Origin of the sequence: Micromonospora sp. NBC_01392 (assembly GCF_045040125.1) — a bacterium.
Lineage (GTDB): Bacteria > Actinomycetota > Actinomycetes > Mycobacteriales > Micromonosporaceae > Micromonospora.
In genome coordinates, this window is sequence record NZ_CP109549.1 from 6,901,114 (window position 1) to 6,915,565 (window position 14,452).

At 74.9% G+C, this 14,452-nt stretch carries 13 protein-coding genes; 3 read left to right on the forward strand and 10 right to left on the reverse strand.

The window, feature by feature from the left end:
• Positions 1-57 precede the first annotated feature (57 nt).
• Positions 58-798, forward strand: a complete 741-nt coding sequence (locus tag OG767_RS30345; protein ID WP_405091512.1) for a class I SAM-dependent methyltransferase — start codon at positions 58-60, stop codon at positions 796-798.
• A gap of 52 nt (positions 799-850) precedes the next feature.
• On the opposite strand, the gene OG767_RS30350 is transcribed toward OG767_RS30345, so the two are convergent.
• The 7 genes from OG767_RS30350 to OG767_RS30380 form a co-directional block, all read right to left on the reverse strand.
• Positions 851-1,609, reverse strand: coding sequence for a type III pantothenate kinase (locus tag OG767_RS30350; RefSeq protein ID WP_107161757.1), 759 nt, complete (start codon positions 1,607-1,609; stop codon positions 851-853).
• Between the two features lie 17 nt (positions 1,610-1,626).
• Complete coding sequence (nadC, locus tag OG767_RS30355) at positions 1,627-2,523, reverse strand: carboxylating nicotinate-nucleotide diphosphorylase (RefSeq protein WP_405091513.1); 897 nt, start codon at positions 2,521-2,523, stop codon at positions 1,627-1,629.
• A gap of 2 nt (positions 2,524-2,525) precedes the next feature.
• Entirely contained in the window at positions 2,526-4,208 is a 1,683-nt protein-coding gene (locus tag OG767_RS30360) for an L-aspartate oxidase (RefSeq protein WP_405091514.1), read from the reverse strand.
• Positions 4,209-4,269: 61 nt separating this feature from the next.
• Positions 4,270-5,163, reverse strand: coding sequence for a septum formation family protein (locus OG767_RS30365; RefSeq protein ID WP_405091515.1), 894 nt, complete (start codon positions 5,161-5,163; stop codon positions 4,270-4,272).
• Positions 5,164-5,384: 221 nt separating this feature from the next.
• Complete coding sequence (gene panD, locus OG767_RS30370) at positions 5,385-5,813, reverse strand: aspartate 1-decarboxylase (protein ID WP_405094352.1); 429 nt, start codon at positions 5,811-5,813, stop codon at positions 5,385-5,387.
• A 29-nt stretch (positions 5,814-5,842) separates the two neighbouring features.
• Positions 5,843-6,685 (reverse strand): pantoate--beta-alanine ligase, encoded by an 843-nt coding sequence (panC, locus tag OG767_RS30375; protein WP_405091516.1) that lies wholly within the window; start codon positions 6,683-6,685, stop codon positions 5,843-5,845.
• The gene (locus tag OG767_RS30380) at positions 6,679-7,614 is read right to left on the reverse strand and encodes a Rossmann-like and DUF2520 domain-containing protein (protein ID WP_405091517.1); all 936 of its coding nucleotides are present in this window, start codon (positions 7,612-7,614) and stop codon (positions 6,679-6,681) included. Before OG767_RS30380 ends, panC begins: the two co-directional genes overlap by 7 nt.
• A gap of 212 nt (positions 7,615-7,826) precedes the next feature.
• Between OG767_RS30380 and OG767_RS30385 the strand changes: the two genes are divergently transcribed.
• Both OG767_RS30385 and OG767_RS30390 read left to right on the forward strand, forming a co-directional pair.
• Positions 7,827-8,894, forward strand: coding sequence for an SAM-dependent methyltransferase (locus OG767_RS30385; protein ID WP_405094353.1), 1,068 nt, complete (start codon positions 7,827-7,829; stop codon positions 8,892-8,894).
• Positions 8,891-10,060 (forward strand): NADH-quinone oxidoreductase subunit D, encoded by a 1,170-nt coding sequence (locus OG767_RS30390; protein ID WP_181570726.1) that lies wholly within the window; start codon positions 8,891-8,893, stop codon positions 10,058-10,060. The genes OG767_RS30385 and OG767_RS30390 overlap by 4 nt, the downstream gene beginning before the upstream one ends.
• A gap of 100 nt (positions 10,061-10,160) precedes the next feature.
• Here the strand turns inward: OG767_RS30390 and OG767_RS30395 are convergent, their stop codons facing one another.
• From OG767_RS30395 to OG767_RS30405, 3 genes are all read right to left on the reverse strand, one after another.
• Positions 10,161-12,353 (reverse strand): hypothetical protein, encoded by a 2,193-nt coding sequence (locus OG767_RS30395; RefSeq protein ID WP_405091518.1) that lies wholly within the window; start codon positions 12,351-12,353, stop codon positions 10,161-10,163.
• Positions 12,354-12,485: 132 nt separating this feature from the next.
• Entirely contained in the window at positions 12,486-13,490 is a 1,005-nt protein-coding gene (locus tag OG767_RS30400) for a glycine betaine ABC transporter substrate-binding protein (protein ID WP_405091519.1), read from the reverse strand.
• A gap of 224 nt (positions 13,491-13,714) precedes the next feature.
• A complete protein-coding gene (locus tag OG767_RS30405) occupies positions 13,715-14,437 on the reverse strand; it encodes an ABC transporter permease (protein WP_405091520.1) in 723 nt (240 codons plus the stop codon).
• Between the last annotated feature and the right edge of the window lie 15 nt (positions 14,438-14,452).

Here is a 14,452-nt window from a genome sequence, read left to right on the forward strand (position 1 = left end):
TCAGCCCATGAGCGTACTCAAGCGTCGTGCCGGCCGTTACGGGATAACCTGCCGGCCATGACCGACCCCACTGCGGCGCTCTCGTTCGGCGCCGCCGCAGCCGAGTACGACCGGTTCCGGCCCCGCTATCCCGAGGCGGCGCTGCGCTGGACGTTGGACGGGTTGCCGGCCCCGGCCCGGGTGGTCGACCTCGGTGCCGGCACCGGCATCCTCACCCGTGGCGTGACCGCGCTCGGGCATCACGTCGTACCCGTGGAACCCGATCCGGGGATGCGGGCGCAACTGGCCGCCGCCACGCCGGGCACGGCGGCGCTCGCCGGCAGCGCGGAGTCGGTGCCGCTGCCGGACGGCGACGCGGACGCCGTGCTGGCCGGGCAGGCCTACCACTGGTTCGACCGGGCCCGCGCGCACACCGAGGTGGCCCGGGTGCTGCGCCCCGGCGGCACGTTCGCGCCGGTGTGGAACGTGCGTGACGAACGGGTCGGCTGGGTGGCCGAGCTGACCCGGATCGCCCATCTCGACCACAACGCCGGCGACGTGACCGGCCGGTACGCCGACTTCGGCCCCGCCTTCACCCCAGTCGAGGTGGGCGAGTTCGACCACGCCACCACGCTCACGCCGGACGAGCTGGTGGCGATGCTGCACACCCGCTCCTACTGGCTGACCGCCACCCCGGCGGAACGGGCCCGGGTCGACGGCGGGCTGGCCGAGCTGTTCGCCACCCACCCCGAGCTGGCCGGCCGGGCCACCGTGGAGCTGCCCTACCGCACGATCGTGCTCCGGGCACACCGGCGTTGAGAGGGGGCCCTTCCTCTACCGGAGGCGTTAACAAGGGGCCCGTCCTTGCACCTCAGGTGTTGCGGTCGTAGACCATTCGCAAGCCGATCAGCGTGATCATCGGCTCGTGGTGGGTGATGGTGCGGCACTCGCCCACCACCAGCGAGGCCAGGCCGCCGGTGGCGATCACCGCCCGCACCTCGCCCAGCTCCTCGGACATCCGCTCGACGATCCGGTCCACCTGGCCCGCGAAGCCGAAGTAGAGCCCGGACTGGAGGCACTCGACCGTGTTCTTGCCGATCACCGAGCGCGGCCGGGTGGCCTCCACCTTGCGTAGCTGCGCGGCGCGGGCGGCCAGCGCGTCGAAGGAGATCTCGATGCCGGGCGCGAACGCCCCGCCGAGGAACTCGCCCCGATCGCTGATCACGTCGAAGTTGGTGGTGGTGCCGAAGTCGACCACGATCGACGGCCCGCCGTAGAGCGTGTACGCGGCAAGCGTGTTGACCACCCGGTCCGCGCCCACCTCCTTCGGGTTGTCGATGGCGAGCTGCACGCCGGTGCGGACCCCGGGCTCGACGATCACGCTGGGCAGGTCGGCGTAGTAGCGGCCCAGCATGGTGCGCAGCGATCGCAACGCGGCCGGCACGGTCGAGCAGGCGGCCACTCCGGTGATCTCCACGGCGTCACCGGCCAGCAGCCCGCGGAACATCAGACCCAGCTCGTCCGCGGTGGAACGGGCATCGGTCTTGATCCGCCACGAGTGCACCAGCTTGTCGCCCTCGAAGGTCGCCAGCACGGTGTTGGTGTTTCCGATGTCGATGCAGAGCAGCACAGCGGCAGCCTAGACGGTCACCTGGCGTGCAGGTCGAGGGCGATGTCGAGGATCGGTGACGAGTGGGTCAACGCGCCGACGGAGAGGAAGTCCACGCCGGTCGCCCCGTACTCGGCCGCCACCGGCAGGGTCAGCCCGCCGGTCGCCTCCAGCTCCGCCCGGTCGCCCACCGTGGCCACCACCTCGCGCAACTGCGCCGGGGTCATGTTGTCCAGCAGCAGGAACCCGGCACCGGCCTCGACCGCCTCCACCGCCTCGGCCGGCGTGTCCACCTCCACCTGCACCGGAACGTCGGGGAACGCCTCCCGTACCCGGCGGAACGCGGCCGCGATCCCACCGGCCGCCACCTTGTGGTTGTCCTTGATCATGGCGACGTCGTGCAGGCCCATCCGCTTGTTGGTGCCGCCGCCGGCCCGGACCGCGTACTTCTCCAGCGCCCGCAGCCCCGGCGTGGTCTTGCGGGTGTCCAGCACCATGGCCTTCGTGCCGGCCAGCGCGTCCGCCCAGGCCCGGGTGTGGGTCGCCACCCCGGACATCCGGGAGAGCAGGTTGAGCGCCGTCCGCTCGGCGGTCAGCAGCAGCCGGGTCGGACCGGTCACGGTCGCCAGCACGTCGCCGCGCGCCACCCGCTGCCCGTCGTGGGCCACCAGCGACACCTCGACCGTACGCCCGGCGCCGGTCACGTCGCCCACCAGCTCGAACACGGCGGCGGCCACCGGCAGCCCGGCGACCACGCCGTCCGCGCGCGCCACCAGGTCGGCGGTGTCCCGCTGCTCGGCCGGGACGGTGGCGACGCTCGTCACGTCGAGGAAGTCGGGGCCCAGGTCCTCGGTCAGCGCGTCGACCACGACCCGCCGGACCCGCTCCGGATCCAGGCCACCCTCGCGCAGCGCCCGCACCGTCGACTCGATCATGATTATTTCTCCCAATTTTCGGCCAACCGCCCGTCCGGGCCCACCTCGGCCACCAGGTGCCCCAGCCACCGGTCGTCGGCCACCGGGAAGTCCTCCCGCCAGTGGCAGCCCCGCGTCTCCTGTCGGGCGTACCCGGCGGCGACGAGCGTCGACGCCACCGTGAGCAGGTTCGTCGCCTCCCAGTCGGCGGTACGCGGCACGCCCGCCCCCTCGCCCAGCGCACGCAGCGTGGCGGCGGTGGCGGCCAGCGTCTCCGCCGAGCGGAGCACACCCGCGCCCCGGGTCATCGCCCGTTGCAGCTCCGGCGTGCCCGCCGCCGGCACCAGCCGGCCCGGCCCGCCCACCCAGGCGCCGGTCTCCGCCGGGCGGGCCTGCTCGGGCAGCCCGGCGGCGATGTCCTCGGCGATCCGGCGGGAGAAGACCAGCCCCTCCAGCAGCGAGTTGCTGGCCAGCCGGTTGGCGCCGTGCACACCGGTGCAGGCCACCTCGCCGCACGCGTACAGGCCGGGGATCGAGGTGCGGCCGTGCAGGTCGGTCCGGACGCCGCCGGAGGCGTAGTGGGCGGCCGGCGCGACCGGGATCAGGTCGGTCGCCGGGTCCACGCCGATGGCCAGGCAGGACGCCACGATGGTGGGGAAGCGCCGGGCCAGGAAGTCACCGCCCAGGTGCCGCGCGTCCAGGAACACGTGGTCAGCTCCGCTGGCGAGCAGCACCCGGTGGATGCCCTTGGCCACCACGTCACGGGGGGCCAGCTCGGCCAACTCGTGCTGGCCGACCATGAACCGCTTGCCGTCGCCGTCGACCAGGTGGGCGCCCTCGCCGCGCAGCGCCTCGGAGACCAGCGGCTGCTGTGCGAGACCGGCGCCCGGTCCGCCCGCCGGCACGATCAGCGCGGTCGGGTGGAACTGGACGAACTCCAGGTCGGTGACGGCCGCGCCGGCGCGCAGCGCCAGCGCCACCCCGTCGCCGGTGGAGACCGCCGGGTTGGTGGTGGCGGCGAAGATCTGCCCCATCCCGCCGGTGGCCAGCACCACCGCGCGACCGAGGATCGCGCCGACGCCGTCCTCGCTGCCCTCGCCGAGCACGTGCAGCGTGACCCCGCAGGCCGGCCCGAGCCCGCCGGGGCCGTCGCCCGGCGCGCGCAGCAGGTCCAGTACCAGGGCGTGCTCGACCAGCCGGATCCACGGGTCGCGGCGCACCGCGGCGTGCAGCGCCCGCTGCACCTCCGCGCCGGTGGCGTCCCCGCCGGCGTGCACGATCCGGTCGGCCCGATGACCGCCCTCCCGGGTGAGCATCAGTGAGCCGTCCGGGTTGCGGTCGAACTCCGCCCCGATCCGCATCAGCTCGCGCAGCCGGGTCGGGCCCTCCTCCACCAGGGCCCGGACCGACGCCGGGTCGCAGAGGCCGACGCCGGCCACCTCGGTGTCGTGGGCGTGCGCGGCCGGGGTGTCCGCCGGATCGAGCACCGCGGCGATGCCGCCCTGGGCCCAGCGGGTGGAGCCCTCGTCGATGTCGACCTTGGTGACGACCGTGACGTGCAGGCCGGCCTCACGCAGGTGCAGCGCGGCGGTCAGCCCGGCGACCCCGGAGCCGACCACGATCACGTCGGTGGTCTCCACCCAACCGGGCGCGGGCGCGGCGAGCAGCCGGGGCAGTGCCGGCAGGTCGACCGTGGGAAGGTCCATGAACACAGTCAACCCGAAGCATCCTCGTCCCGGGCGGCGGGGGCGGGACGAGTGGTTCCGGCTACCTCGTCCGGACCGGCATCCCGGCCGGGCCGGCGCCCTTCAACGAGACGCTCACCTTGCGGTGGCTGAGCCACAGGTAGCAGCGGACCCCCCGGTCGCCGACCGCCCAGCGGCCGGGGCCCGGCGGCCGGACCACCACGTCGCTGCGGTACCGCAACACCGGGTCGGCGGGCACCCCGGTCCAGCGCGCGATGGCGGCGTAGCAGCCGGCGTAGAGCGGGGCCCAGTCCGCCGGCTTCTTCGGGTACGGCCGGTCCGGCGCCGCCCACACGCCGACGAACTCGGCGTCGTGCGTGGTCGCGCAGTCGACCGCGTTGAGCGTCTGCACCCGTCGCCGGTCCTGGCCGGTGCGCTGGCAGCCGAGGCGTAGCCGGGAGGGCTGCTTGAGCGCGTCGCGCAGGCTGCCCGTCCGGGTCACCACGGTGGCCGCCGCCTCGGTCGTGTTCAACTCGGTCAGGTCGCACCGGAACCAGCGGGAACCGGCCGTCCACCCGGTGCCGGTGGGCGTCGCCACGGCCAGCCGGAGCCGACCGGCACGCCAGTCGTCGCCGACGTAGCCCCGGGCGCGGGTGTCGCACTCGGCGAACGCGGTACGCAGTTCCGGCGAGGTGAGCGCCGGCGGAGCGGCCCGGTCGACGGTGAACGCGCCGACGTGCACCGTCTCCACCCGGTGCGGCACGTCGCAGCCGACCGGCGCGTACCCGGCCAGGCCCACGGTCGGGGTGAAGTCGGCGACCTGGCAGACGCCGGCCACCGGCGTGAACGGCCCGGCGGGGCCCAGCGCCGGCCAGTCGTCGGCGAGGTCCCCGTCCACCCCGCCCGACGAGGCACACCCGGTCAGCACCACGCCCGCGACCACCGCGGCGACGAGGCTGCGCATCGCACGGCCCATCGCGCCTCCCCCAGCCCGACGACCGTCGATTCCGACGGCCCGCCCAGGGTAGCCGAAAATGACCTTCCGGTAACAGACCGCGCTGACCCGTTCCCGCCCCCTCCCTCACCCCGCTCGCCGATCTTGCGGTTGTCGCCCCGACAAATAAAGCAAAGGGGGCAGACGCGGGGCACCAACTGCAAGATCGCGGAAGAGGGGCGGGGACGGGGGGCCAGGTCCGGTCAGGCCGGGGTGGTGGCGAGGGGGTTGGGGATGGGGGTGCCGGCGGTGCCGGGGGCGGCGGTGGTGGGGTCGGTGGTGAGGTCGACGATGTTGTTGTCGGCGTCGACGTGCACCACCCGGGGCTGCCAGGTGCGGGCCTCGGCGTCGTCCATCTGCCCGTACGAGATGAGGATGACCAGGTCACCGGGGTGCACCAAGTGCGCGGCGGCGCCGTTGATGCCGATCACGCCGCTGCCCCGGCGACCCGGGATCACGTACGTCTCCAGCCGCGCCCCGTTGGTGATGTCGACGATCGCGACCTGCTCGCCGGGGAGCAGGTCCGCGGCGTCCAGCAGATCCTCGTCCACCGTCACCGAGCCGACGTAGTGCAGGTCGGCCTGGGTCACCGTGGCCCGGTGGATCTTCGACTTGAGCATGGTCCGGAGCATCGGGTTGCCTTTCCGCATTCGTGGAGGGGTCAGGGACGCGGCGCGAGGTGGATCGCCGTGTTGTCGATCAGGCGGGTGGCACCCACCCAGGCGGCGATCAGCAGCCGGGCCGCGCCGGAGACCGGGCCGGGCTCCAGGTCGGTGTCGGTGAGCACCAGGTAGTCGAGGCGGGCCTCCGGCGCGTCGAACGCCCGGTGGGCGGCAGCAAGCACCGCGCCCGCGTCGTCACCCCGCTCCGCCGCCGCCGCACCGGCGCGCAGCGCGGCGGAGAGGCTCAGCGCGGCCCGCCGCTCCGCCGCGGAGAGGTAACGGTTGCGGCTGGACAGCGCCAGGCCGTCCGGCTCGCGTACGGTCGGCACGCCGACGATCTCGGTCGGCACGTCGAGGTCGCGGACCATCCGGCGGACCAGGGTGAGCTGCTGGTAGTCCTTCTCGCCGAAGAAGGCCAGGTCCGGGCGGGTGAGCTGGAGCAGCTTCAGGACCACGGTGAGCACGCCGTGGAAGAAGCCGGGCCGGCTCAGGCCCTCCAGGTCCGCGCCGAGCGGGCCCGGGTCGAGCCGCACCGTCGGCTGTCCCTCCGGGTACATCTCGTTCACTGTGGGCGCGAAGACCAGGTCCACCCCGGCCCGGCGGCAGATCTCCAGGTCCGCGTCGAGCGTGCGCGGATAGCGGTCGAAGTCCTCGTTCGGGCCGAACTGGAGCGGATTCACGAAGATCGTCACCAGCACGTGGTCGGCCCGCTCCCGGGCGGCCCGCAGCAGCGTCTCGTGCCCCGCGTGCAGCGCGCCCATGGTCATCACCACGCCGACGCTGCCGGCCAGCCCGGCCCGGGCCGCCGCCAACTCCTTACGCGTGTGCACCACGTTCACCACGAGGAGGCCACCTCCATCCCGTCCAGCACGTCCCGCAGCGGCGCCGCGTCCGCCGGATGCAGGCGACCCGCCGCGACGGCGCGGTCCGCCGTCCGTCGGGCCAACGCCAGGTAGGCCGGCACCGATTCCGGCGCGGTCGCGGCCAGCCGGTCCAGGTGCCGGCGTACGGTGCCCGCGTCGCCCCGGGAGACCGGGCCGGTCAGCGCGTCGTCGCCGAGCCGCAACGCGTTCTCCAGGGCGGCCCGCAGCAGCGGGGCCAGCACCTTCTCCGGCCGGTCCACCCCGGCGTCGCGCAGCCGGTCGGCCGCGTCGTTGACCAGTGTCACCAGGTGGTTCGCGCCGTGCGCGAGCGCCGCGTGGTAGATCGGCCGGTCGGCCTCGCCCACCCACTCCGGCACCCCGCCCAGGTCGGCCACCAGCCGGGCCGCGAACGGGCGCAGCTCGGCCGGGGCGGTCACCCCGTAGGAACTGCCGGCCAGGCGGGACAGGTCGTCCGGCGTACCGGTGAAGGTCATCGCCGGGTGCAGCGCGAGCGGCCGGGCGCCGGCCGCGGCGGCCGGGGCCAGCACGGCCAACCCGTGCGCGCCGGAGGTGTGCGCCACGACCTGCCCCGGGCGCAGCGCGCCGGTGGCGGCCAGGTCGGCGACCACAGCGGCCAGGGCGTCGTCGGGGACCGCCACGAGCAGGAGGTCGGTGGCGGCGCGGGCCACGGCGGGCGCGGCGTGGTGCGGGGTCTGCGGCAGCAGCAGCGCCAACCGGGCCCGCGAGGCGCCGGACGCGCCGGACGCGGCGACCACCCGGTGACCGGCGGCGGCGAGCGCCGCGCCGAGCACGGCGCCGACCCGGCCGGTGCCGAGCACACCAACGGTGAGGGTACGGGGAAAGGCGAGCGGGGCGCGGTGGACCCGCGGGCGCAGCGGTGCGCTCATGGCAGCGATCCAGTCCTCGAAGGGGGTACCGGTCGATGGCAAGTATGCGCCGTGGTCACGGAGCCGGAACAAGAAGGTGTGAAAACCTTCACCGGTGCGGTAGGGCTGGCGCGCACCGTTGCGGTCCGCCTCGTGGCCGGTCACCGTAGGGTCGGCACGGTGACGTCCCGTGAACGAGGAATGAATTGACGGCGCTGCGCTGGCGCGACGCGATGGAGACCGCGCTCTACGGCGCGGACGGCTTCTTCGTCTCCGGCCCGGGGCCGGCCGCCCACTTCCGCACCAGCGTGCACGCGTCCCCGGTGTTCGCGTCCTGCCTGCGGCACGTCCTCACCGTGCTCGACCTCGCGCTCGACCATCCCGCCCGGCTGGACGTGGTCGATGTGGGCGCCGGGCGGGCCGAGTTGCTCCGCGCGCTGCTCGGCGCCGTCGTGGCGACGCCCACCGAGCCGTCGCTGGCGGAGCGGATCCGGCTCGTCGCGGTGGAGAGGGCCGCCCGCCCGACGGACCTGCCCGCCGAGATCGAATGGCGGTCCGACCTCCCGCCGGAGATCACCGGCCTGCTGCTGGCCACCGAGTGGCTCGACAACGTCCCCTTGGACGTCGCCACCCACACCCCCGACGGCTGGCGTCACGTCCTGGTCGACCCCGCCACCGGCGCGGAGTCCCCCGGCCCGCCGCTCGCCCCCGCCGACACCGCCTGGCTCACCCGCTGGTGGCCACTCCCGCCTCCACCGTCCCCGGTGATCAAGGAGTTCGCGTCGGGCCCGACGCCGGACGGCGACGCCAACTCCTTGATCACCGACGAGGGCGGGTGGGGGCGGGTGGAGATCGGGCGGGGGCGGGACGAGATGTGGGCGGAGGCCGTCGGACGGGTACGGCGGGGGGCGGCGCTGGCCGTCGACTACGGGCACCTGCGCGACGCCCGGCCGGTGGACGGAACGTTGACCGGGTACCGGGGTGGACGACAGGTGCCACCGGTGCCGGACGGGTCGTGCGACGTGACCGCGCACGTCGCCATGGACTCGGTCGCCTCCGCCGGTGAGCGGGTCGCGCGGTGTGCGTACACCCTGGTGTCGCAGCGGGCGGCGGTGCGGGCGCTCGGAGCCGACGGCGGTCGACCGCCGCTGAGCCTGGCCTCCCGGGACCCGGCCGGCTACCTGCGGGCGCTGGCCGCGGCGTCGGCGGTGGCCGAGCTGACCGACCCGACCGGCCTCGGCGGGCACTGGTGGCTGTGGCAGCCGGTCGGCGTCGACCTCGATCCGCTTCTGGCACGATGACGGGCATGACCACGGACGCCGGCGACCTCCGCGAACTGACCGTCGGAACCGGCGCCGGCGGTGAGCAGCTCGGCACCGACATGGTGCTCAACATCGGGCCGCAGCACCCGTCGACGCACGGCGTGCTCCGGCTGCGCCTGGTGCTCGACGGCGAGCGGGTGGTCGCCGCCGAGCCGATCGTCGGCTACATGCACCGGGGCGCGGAGAAACTCTTCGAGGTACGCGACTACCGGCAGATCATCGTGCTCGCCAACCGGCACGACTGGCTCTCCGCGTTCTCCAACGAGCTGGGCGTGGTGCTCGCGGTCGAACGGCTGATGGGCATGGAGGTGCCGGAGCGCGCCACCTGGCTGCGGATGGCGCTGGCCGAGCTGAACCGGGTGCTCAACCACCTGATGTTCCTCGGCTCGTACCCGCTGGAGATCGGCGCGATCACGCCGATGTTCTACGCGTTCCGGGAACGGGAGACCATCCAGGCGGTGATGGAGGAGGTCTCCGGCGGCCGGATCCACTACATGTTCAACCGGGTCGGTGGCCTCAAGGAGGAGGTGCCGGCCGGCTGGACCGGCCGCGCCCGCGCCGCCATCGGCGAGGTCCGCCGCCGGATGCCGGACCTGGACAACCTGATCCGGCGCAACGAGATCTTCCTGGCCCGTACCGTCGGCGTCGGCGTGCTCTCGGCGGCCGACGCCGCCGCGTTCGGCGCGTCCGGGCCGGTCGGCCGGGCCTCCGGCCTCGACCTCGACCTGCGCCGGGACGAGCCCTACCTGGCGTACGACCAGCTCGACGTGCCGGTGGTGACGAAGACCGCCGGGGACTGCCACGCCCGCTTCGAGGTGCTGCTCGACCAGGTGTACGCGTCGCTCGACCTTGCCGAGCAGTGCCTGGACCGGGTGGACCGGATCAGCGGGCCGGTGAACACCCGACTGCCGAAGGTCGTCAAGGCCCCCGAGGGACACACGTACGCCTGGACCGAGAACCCGCTCGGCATCAACGGTTACTACCTGGTGTCGCGGGGCGAGAAGACGCCGTGGCGGCTCAAGCTGCGCACCGCCTCGTACGCGAACGTGCAGGCGCTGTCGACGCTGCTGCCCGGCTGCCTGGTGCCGGACCTGATCGCCATCCTCGGCTCGATGTTCTTCGTGGTGGGCGACATCGACAAGTGATCTGCGGCGCGGCGACGCCGCCCCGCGCCGGTGTGTCGGTGCTGTCGGTGCCGGCGCGTCGGTGTCGGTGCTGTCGGGGTCGGCGACTGGCGCGGCGCGGTCAGCGCCAGCGCTCGGCGGTGTCCCGGGGCGGGTGGCCGTAACCGTCCGGCTCCGGGCGGCGCCACTCCGGCTCGGGCTGCCGTTCCGGCTCGGGTTGCCGCCACTCCGGCTGGGGCTGCCACTCGGGCTGGGGCTGCCGCCACTCCGGTTGCCCGCTGCGTTGGGTCGGCGGTCGCCACGCGTCCGGCATCGGCACCCCACCGGCCGGTAGCGCCGGCTTGCTCTCCCCCGACCAGCCGCCACCCGGCGACGGCTCCCGCTCGTGCCGCGGCGCCCCGACGTCGTGGTACGCCGGCTCGCGGTCGTGGCGGGTCGGGCCGGTGCCGTCGTGGCCGGGTGGCGTGGGCGTGCCGCGGACGGAGGCCCACCGGTCCTCGATCCGGTACCCGGTGCCGCCGCCGTCGGCGTGCACCGCGGCCCGCCGCTCCCCGACCCGGACCTCCCGTCCCTGACCGTCGTCGCGGACCTCGGCCCAGCGGTTGCCGGCACGCAACTCGGACCAGTGGCCACCGTCCGGCTCGCCGACCGCCGCCCGGCCGTACGGTTCGGGCGACGCCGTCCGCTCGGGCGTTCCGGTCGGCGGCCAACCGGCCTCCGCGGGCGACGGCCGACCGGCCCGGTCGTCAGCCGACCCGGACCAGGGGCGCTGCTCGTCCGCCGCCCGGCCCGGCCGCGAGCCGGTCGACCACCCGTCCTCCGCCGGCCGTGCCGGCCAGCCCCGGGCACTGCCCGCGGCACGGCCGACGCCGGCCCAGGGATGCTCCCGCCCGTCACCGGTGCCGGTGCCGGTGCCGGTGCCGGTGCCGGTGCCGGTGCCGGTGCCGAATTGTCCGTCGGCCGGTGGGTCCGGCCGGAAGCCGCCAGCCCGTCCGCCCTCGTCCCGCGAACCGGGCCACGCCCCGCCGTCCCGTGCGTCGCCGTCCCGCGCGCCGTCGTCTCGTGCGCCGTCGTCTCGTGCAACCGGCCACGCGCCGCCGTCGGCCCGGGCACCGGGCCAGGCACCGCCGTGATCCCGCGAACCCGGCCACGCGCCGCCGTCCGGGCCGCCGTCGGCCCGGCTGTCGGGCCACGCCCGCTCCGGGCCGGACGACGGGGGCCCGGGCCAGGCGTCCTGCCCGGCGCCCGGCCAACCGGCGCGCGCGTGATCGTCCCCGGCCGGCTCACGGTGGCCGGCACCGCGCCGGGCGACCGGTTCCGCGCCGAGCGGCCGGTCCTCCGCCGACGGGGACCAACGGCCTGCGTACCCCCCGTAACGGGTACCGGCCGGATCGCCGCCGCCGTCCACGAACGTGTGCCGCGTGGTGACGTGCACGGTCTCGGTGTGGTGGACCACCCCGACCGGACGGGATTCCGGCCGGGCAGCCGGTCCGGGTACCCGCGCCACGCCGTACCCACCGCCGGCGGCCCGTTCCGCGTCCCGCGCGGTGGGCGGCGGCTCCGTGCCGTAGCTGCCGAACTCCGAGCGCTCCGCGCGCGGCCGGGCCGGGCCCGCCGCGTAGCCGCCGGACTCCGCGTGCTCACCGGCCGGGCGGTCGCGGTCGACGCCGGGTGGCCCGGTTCGCGCCCGGCCCGCCACGGCGTACGCGTCGGACGCGGACCGCTCGGCCCGGTCGTCGACGTGGCTGCCGGTGGCGTCCGAGCGGCCCGCCCACGGCGGGTCGACCTGCTGGTCGGTGCCGAAGCGACCCCCCGTCGCCGGGTTCGGCTCGTCCTCGTCGGGGCCGGTCGGATGCGCCCGTCCCGCGTCGTACGCGCCGGCGGCCGGGACCCGGGCCCGCCCGCCCGGGCGGTCCTCGGCGGGTGGGGCGGCCAGGCCCGCAGCCGCCGCGTCGAGCCGTCGGCGCACCGCGCCGGCCGCTTCCTCCGCCCGTCGCGCCTGGTCGAGCGCCTGGTTCCCGCGCTGGGCGGCGGCCACGATCTCGGCCCGCAACTCCCGGCGGAGCTGCTCCAACTCCTCGCGCAAGCCCTCGGACACGGCCCCGTCGCCGCTGTTGTCGGCCCGCAACGCGATGGAAAGGCCGATCAGCACGACGGCGAGGATCGCGAGCACGGCACCGAACCGGAGCATGCCGTTGCCGTCGGCGACCAGCAGGATCAACGCCGCCAGGGGGGCCAACCCCACACCGGTCCAGAACAGGATCGTCAGTGGCGTCGGGGTGCGCTTGTCGGCGGGGGCGACCGAGGCGGGCATGGGTGAGCAGACTACCGAGAGTTCCATCGGAGTGGAACGGTTCGGCACAGTCGGATGCCCGCACCGCCGGCCGGGTTACCGGCTCCGCCGCGCCGCCGGCCGGCCACACCGGCCGGCGGCAACGGCGAGCGGTCAGCTGGTGGCGAGCGCGGCGTCGGAGGAGAAGACCAGACCGACGCTTGCGGAACCGGTCTTCAGCGCGTTCTTGGTCTGCGGGCCACCCGCGTCCAGCGAGCTGAACGAGCCGGCCTTGAAGTCGTAGACCTCGACGAGCCCGGCCTGGCACTTCGGCCGCTGCGGGCACTCCGGCGGGCCGGCCAGCACGGTGGCCTGACCGGAGCACTTCGCGGCCAGGTCGGAGAGCGTGGAGACGCCGTACTTGTCGGCGAAGGCCTTGGTGACCGCGAAGGCGTTCTGGTCCTGCGCCTGGGACGGCTGGCCGAACACCAGGCCGGACTTGTCGCCCTCGGTCTTGAGCGCGGCGACCGTCTTCTCCAGCTCGGGCGAGGAGATCGGCTGGGCGTCCTTGCCGTTGGCCTTGGTGTTGAGGAACTCCGCCATGGTGGCGGCGTACTCCGGGACGACCTGGATCTGGCCCTTCTCCAGGGCCGGCTCGTAGAGCTCCCGGTTGCCGATGGTCTGCACCTTGACCTGGTATCCGGCCGCGGTGAGCGCGATCTTGTAGAGCTCGGCGACGGTCTGGCTCTCGCTGAAGTTGCCGGCGCCGACCGTGACCTGGCCGCCCGGCCCCTTCTCGATCCCGTCGGTCACGCCGTTGGCGCCGGCGAACTCCTGCGCCGCCACCTGGGGCGTCTTCCGGTCGACGTCGACCGCCCGGTTGAGCTGGATCAGCTTCGGGGTGTCGAGCTTCGCGGAGACCTTGTCCAGCGCGGCGACCAACTGCGGGGTGGCCGCCTTCTTGTTGATCGCGGGAAGGACGTTGTCGGTGTTCTGGAGCTTCTTGTCGTCGGTGAGGACGACGAACTGGTCACCCGCCACCGGGGCGCAACCGGCGCCCGAGGCGCCCGCCTCGGGTGCGTCGGTGCCGGACGAGCCGGCGTCGCCGCAGCCGGTGAGAAGACCCGCCGCGACGAGGGCGCCGAAGGCCCCCGCGACCAACCGTGAACGTGCGCGCATCAGATGCCCGCCTTCCGTGTCCCGGCGCGGCCCCTTCGGGCCGGCCGCGTGTCCGACGGGCGATCCGTGCGCCGCCCGTGAGTTCACCCAACATCCTCACGGACCGGACCGACAAATTCGGAGCGGTTTTCGTCATCGGATCGTCACCCGGGGGCCGCGCGACGGGTGACCGTCGTCTCGTCACCCGACCGGAGGCCGGACGTCACCCGACCGGACGCCGGGCGTCAGCCGCCGGCCGTGGCCGCCGCGGCGCGGCGGTTCGCCCGCCGCCGGGCCCGCCGCAGCGGGCGCGGCGTGACCAACCGCTCCACCACCGCGAGCACACCCTCGACCAGCAGCGCCAGCCCGGCCACCAGGACGCCGCCGGCGATGATCTGGCCGCCGCCGGCGGCGATGTCGAGGCCGAAGCCGGCGCGGATGATCTGGCCCAACCCGCCGCCGTTGACGAAGGACGCCAGCGCGGCGGTGGCCACCACCTGCACGGCCGCGGTCCGGAACCCGGCCGCCAGGTAGGGCACCGCGAGCGGCAACTCCACCCGGCGCAGCACCTGCCCGCCGGAGAGCCCCATGCCGCGCGCGGCGTCCCGGGCCTCCGCGTCGGCCTGCCGGACCCCGGTGTACGCGTTCGCCAGCAACGGCGGCACCGCGAAGACGGCGAGCGCCACCACCACTGAGGCGCGGCCGAACCCGAGGAAGGTCAGCGGCAGGATGGTCAGCAGCGCCAGCGTGGGGATCGCCAGCGTGACGTTGGAGACCAGCAGCACCACGCCGCCGCCCCGACCGCTGTGCCCGAGCCAGAGGCCGATCGGCCAGGCCACCAGGCAGCCGAGCAGCACCGCCAGCGCGGACATGCTCAGGTGCTCGCCCAGCCGGTCCAGCACGCCACCCGGGTTGGTCCAGTTCAGCGGGTCGTTCAGCCAGGTCACCGCCGCCTCGACCGGGTTCATCGAGCCGACCTTCCG

Bases quoted from the DNA above. Each gene is read 5' to 3' on its own strand.
- OG767_RS30345 (WP_405091512.1), top strand. From the start codon at position 58: ATGACCGACCCCACTGCGGCGCTCTCGTTCGGCGCCGCCGCAGCCGAG.
- nadC (WP_405091513.1), bottom strand. From the start codon at position 2,523: ATGATCGAGTCGACGGTGCGGGCGCTGCGCGAGGGTGGCCTGGATCCG.
- OG767_RS30360 (WP_405091514.1), bottom strand. From the start codon at position 4,208: ATGGACCTTCCCACGGTCGACCTGCCGGCACTGCCCCGGCTGCTCGCC.
- OG767_RS30365 (WP_405091515.1), bottom strand. From the start codon at position 5,163: ATGGGCCGTGCGATGCGCAGCCTCGTCGCCGCGGTGGTCGCGGGCGTG.
- panD (WP_405094352.1), bottom strand. From the start codon at position 5,813: ATGCTCCGGACCATGCTCAAGTCGAAGATCCACCGGGCCACGGTGACC.
- OG767_RS30380 (WP_405091517.1), bottom strand. From the start codon at position 7,614: ATGAGCGCACCGCTGCGCCCGCGGGTCCACCGCGCCCCGCTCGCCTTT.
- OG767_RS30385 (WP_405094353.1), top strand. From the start codon at position 7,827: ATGGAGACCGCGCTCTACGGCGCGGACGGCTTCTTCGTCTCCGGCCCG.
- OG767_RS30390 (WP_181570726.1), top strand. From the start codon at position 8,891: ATGACGGGCATGACCACGGACGCCGGCGACCTCCGCGAACTGACCGTC.
- OG767_RS30395 (WP_405091518.1), bottom strand. From the start codon at position 12,353: ATGCCCGCCTCGGTCGCCCCCGCCGACAAGCGCACCCCGACGCCACTG.
- OG767_RS30400 (WP_405091519.1), bottom strand. From the start codon at position 13,490: ATGCGCGCACGTTCACGGTTGGTCGCGGGGGCCTTCGGCGCCCTCGTC.
- OG767_RS30405 (WP_405091520.1), bottom strand. From the start codon at position 14,437: ATGAACCCGGTCGAGGCGGCGGTGACCTGGCTGAACGACCCGCTGAAC.